This window comes from Fusibacter sp., from assembly GCF_057447755.1.
Genome location: NZ_JBVBZF010000345.1, coordinates 1 through 3657, shown reverse-complemented (window position 1 = coordinate 3657; position 3657 = coordinate 1). Strand labels below are relative to the sequence as shown.

Sequence of the window (3657 nt, the reverse complement as noted above, 5' to 3'; positions counted from 1 at the left end):
GTAGAGCGTTTCTTAATCTGCTTACACAAATGTATGAAGAAGGTAAGTTGGATGCCGTTATTGACCGAACCTATTTACTTGATGAGATCGTCGAGGCCCATCGTTATGTGGATCAGGGTCTTAAGACAGGCAATGTTGCAATCACAATACCACATAATGCCTAGTACTTTCGAATGGCGCAATTGTAATTTTATGATACGAACGGGATCTGCATAGACAATGAAGCAATGGGTATAGTAAAATAAAGACCTATAAGGTGAACCCTAATCATCCACTAGGAGGTCCCATGACGCAGATGATTATTAAAGCAAAATTACAAAAGCCATCTTTGCCCCTTAATTTGGTTGTCAAAGATGAAATTATTGAGCGAATAAAAGATTCAAGGATAATGATAATATCGGCAGGTGCAGGCGCTGGTAAATCAACGCTCGTCAGCTATTGGCTCGATACTCAAAATGTGCCTTTTATCTGGTTTTCAATTGATGATTGGGACAACACATTGGCTCAATTTCTTCATTATCTAGCTCTAGGACTTGCCGAAATTGATGGCGTCGTTTCAAATCAAATTCTTCAAATGCTCGAGTCAAGACTGACAATTGATGAAGATTCCTTGATCAGGGCTTTTATTTCCATCCTTCAATCAATGCACAAGCCCCTAGTCATTGTTTTAGATGATTACCACTACATTTATGAACCCCAAATTCATGTGTTAACAAGAATGTTAATTGAACATTTGCCTCGGACTATCAAACTGTGCATTATCTCCAGGGAAGATCCACCGATACCACTTGGTCGTCTTCGCCTACAGCGTAGTATGACAGAACTTCGCATGGCCGACTTGTTACTGACGCAGGATCAAGCTGGGGTACTATTGACATCATATCTTAAAAGAACACTTACTCAACATCAGCTTAATCAGATTTATACTCGGACAGAAGGGTGGGTGTCAGGGCTTTTGCTCACTGCGTTTACGATGCAGGGCATCAATGATATTGATCAGTTTGTGCAATCCTTTGGTTGGAGCCAGCGCTATATTATGGATTATCTTCTTGAAGAGGTGCTGGAGCGACAAAGTGATCAGATGAAGACATTTCTCTTATCTACATCTATTTTTGAATATTTTACAGCACAAATGTGTGATGAGGTCTTATCACTTAACCCGGGAGCTTCAGATGAAATTATACAAATGCTTGTCAAGTCCAATAGCTTTTTAATTGTTCTCGAGGGCGATGAATGCGCCTACAGATATCATCATTTATTTAGAGCGCTACTCTTGAAAAGGTTTGAAGTGAACTTGTCCCAAGATCGGAATCAATTGTACAAAAGAGCTGGTGACTGGTACCTGAGAAATAACCGGTACAAGGAGGCAATTGACAAGTATCTAGCAGGTGGTAGTTTTGAATTGGCTGCAGGTTTGGCAGAACAAATCTGGTCTGAAATGGATTTGAGTCTAGAATCAGCAAATTGGTTAGACATGGTGAAGAAATTGCCTAAGACCTTACTTGACAAAAGTCCTTTACTCTTAATGGGGTATGGTTGGGCACTTCTTGACAGTGGTGATGTGATGAGTTGTTTGCCGTGGTTTGAATCTGCTAGGTTACTTTACGAGCGTTGGATTGTAGATGGCGAAGATGAAGGCGTGATGGTTCGTAATCACGATGAAATGACGCAGATGCCTGCAACTTTAATGAGTGCAGAGGCATACATTGCTGCTTTAAGCGGGAATTATGTGGCCTTGGTTGTGAAGATAGAAAAATTGAAGCATTTATCAGACTTATATTCATATAAAAGACAATGGCAAATAAAGACCTTTTTAGCAACTTCACATTGGGGTAATGGAGACCTGTCAACCGCTCTTGACCTTATGATTCAAGTTACAGACGAAACCATAGGACTCTTGAGTCCTCTGATATTAAACTCTTTTAAATCGGTTATATGTGAACTCTATATTCAAATGGGCCAGCTTACAAAGGCAGAATTTATAATAAAAGAAGCCATAGAGGAAGTGCAAAATAAGGGGATTGTACCCCTTATGATGGCGACCTATTATTTATTTTTGGCTCAAATTGCTGCGTATCGTGGCGAACTGGGCTTGGCATTTGAACATCTGGATACAAGCAAAGCCTATGGGCATCAGTTTGAATTTATGGATTGGCGATATAAGTATAATATTATTTTAAGCAGGTTATATATCGCAGAAGGCTTATGGGATTCGGCCGAGCTCTGTGTCGAGGAAGGCAAGCACCATATCTTTAACAAACCAATTCCAGAGAGCATTACGCTTGATGATATGGCCTTATGGTTAAAGCTATCTAAGGAAAGGGATCCACATGCACTTGGGGTGAAAATTGCATCCTATTTAGAGGCTTACGACTTCTTTGACATACATGATGGCGGTTATGGTTTTGATTTAAATAATATCAGTAAAATGCCTATCACAAATTTGCCTGCTTATATAGATGAGACGAAAATAAAAATTTTGATGCGGTATTCACCAGTTGAAATATACACTGAGCTGTTTGGTACTTTATGCGGCAAACTAATTGCAAGGGCAAGTGTCCAAAAGCGTTGGTTAGCTGTAATTGAATTTACACTTTTAAAGATTCGCTTTGAGAGTAGCAGACCTGAGCGGGAAGCACTAATGGCATCAGCAGTAAAACTTTCTGAAGTAGAAGGTATAAAGTTGCCGTTCATGGAGTTTGGTCAAGCACAACATGACGTCATGAGGTCGTCACTTCATATAAAAAGTGCCAAGGCGAATCAGTCACTTTCAGAACCCTTATCGGCACGAGAATTAGAAATTTTGGGACTCATTGCCAAGGGGATGTCAAATCAGGAGATTGCAAATACATTGTTTATTGCATTAAGTACAGTGAAAAGCTATAACAATAATTTGTTTGGAAAACTCGAGGTAAGCCGTCGGACTGAAGCCGTTGCTAAGGCGAATGCGCTTGGTCTTGTTTAAATCAAATGAAACATGTGGTGAATGCCCTTTGGGCCTTCCAGAAGCGAGGTAAATAATGAATTATGAGATTATCGTCAAGGGGCATGTCAGTGAATCGATGTTTGATGGGTTTTTGGTGGAATGGCAAGAAGATGCTACCACAAGGGTATTAGGAGAAATAGTAGATCAAGCAGCCCTATATGGGTTATTGCGACAAATAAGGGATTTAGGTATTGAGCTCATTGCCATTAAACCAGACCAGATGGGTTCTTAGATTTATGATCGTTCAAATAAAACTGGTGATATAATGTTAGCCGAATTTATTAAAAGAAAAACAGCGCCTGCATAAAATGAAGGGGCTGTTATTTTTTTATCGGATAAGTCAACTGAAGCTTTCGTCTTGTATGGATTCAATAAGTTAAAGTGGGCCTTGATTTTTCATTAGGATAAAGGATTTTTAACCAGCCACAGCACAAATGGCAATAAGGCAAGCGCAATAATAATATTTATGAGTATAAAGGTACGCTTATAGGGTGATTTTTTATCATAAGCCATATAGAGCTTATAAGAAATTAAATTTGCCAGTGAAGCAACAAGTGTCCCAAGACCACCTAAACTAACACCCAATAACAAAGCCTTATAATGACTTGTAAAGCCACTTAGCAATATTGCACTTGGAACATTGCTGATAAATTGACTCGTAAAAAATGATG

The 3657-nt window shown here is 39.3% G+C and carries 3 protein-coding genes and 1 pseudogene; 3 read left to right on the top strand and 1 reads right to left on the bottom strand.

The window, feature by feature from the left end; translation table 11 throughout:
* The first annotated feature begins 17 nt into the window (after positions 1 to 17).
* The 3 genes from AC220I_RS19860 (at position 18) to AC220I_RS19850 (ending at position 3218) form a co-directional block, all read left to right on the top strand.
* On the top strand, positions 18 to 164 hold the full coding sequence (locus tag AC220I_RS19860) for a zinc-binding dehydrogenase (RefSeq protein WP_486725604.1): 147 nt from the start codon (positions 18 to 20) through the stop codon (positions 162 to 164).
* 122 nt (positions 165 to 286) lie between these two features.
* Complete coding sequence (locus tag AC220I_RS19855) at positions 287 to 2965, top strand: helix-turn-helix transcriptional regulator (protein WP_486725603.1); 2679 nt, start codon at positions 287 to 289, stop codon at positions 2963 to 2965.
* Positions 2966 to 3020: 55 nt separating this feature from the next.
* The gene (locus AC220I_RS19850; protein ID WP_486725602.1) at positions 3021 to 3218 is read left to right on the top strand and encodes a hypothetical protein; all 198 of its coding nucleotides are present in this window, start codon (positions 3021 to 3023) and stop codon (positions 3216 to 3218) included.
* A gap of 167 nt (positions 3219 to 3385) precedes the next feature.
* Here AC220I_RS19850 and AC220I_RS19845 read toward each other — a convergent pair.
* A pseudogene (locus AC220I_RS19845) lies at positions 3386 to 3657 on the bottom strand (hypothetical protein); the annotation flags it as partial.